General features: G+C 74.7%; 1 pseudogene. It reads left to right on the top strand.

The features are described 5' to 3' along the window. Nucleotides 1-149: 149 nt before the first annotated feature. Nucleotides 150-541, top strand: a pseudogene (locus CCN44_RS42715) (ATP-binding protein); the annotation flags it as partial.

Here is a 541-nt window from a genome sequence, read left to right on the forward strand (position 1 = left end):
CCGGTCGGCTGCTCGTCGAGCACGTGGACCGCGTCATGCACGCCGAACGCGAGCGGCGCCTCGCCCCCCTCGACGCCCTGGACGTCCACCCCGAGCCCCAGGCCGAACTCATCGCCGCGCTGTCCGTACTGCAGAAGGAGAGGTGACCGGTGACCGCCGTCACTGACCAGGACCACACGGATCACACCGAGCACATGAGGCGCATCGACCACGGCAGCGACAGCGGCGACCGCGGGGGCAGCGGGGGCAGGGAGCACAGCGGTCACCCCGGTTCCGGTGCCCGGGACGGTCTTGAGCGGACCGGCGGGTTCCCGGAGGCGCGCCTGAGCCTGGTGAAGGACGAGCACGACGGCGAAGAGCCCGACCGGGCCTCGGACGTCCGCCCCGCCGCCGGTGACCGCCACGACGCCCGGGTGGAGGACGAGGACGAGGGCGAGCAGGGCAGGAGGGGCAAGGAGCGCGAGGAGAGCGACGGGGGCGGGGAGGCGGCCGACGGCAAGGGCACGGACGCCGGCGGCGGGCGGCACGCGAGCGTGAAGGA

It is taken from the genome of Streptomyces tricolor (assembly GCF_002155905.1).
In the GTDB taxonomy this organism is placed as follows: Bacteria; Actinomycetota; Actinomycetes; order Streptomycetales; family Streptomycetaceae; genus Streptomyces; species Streptomyces tricolor.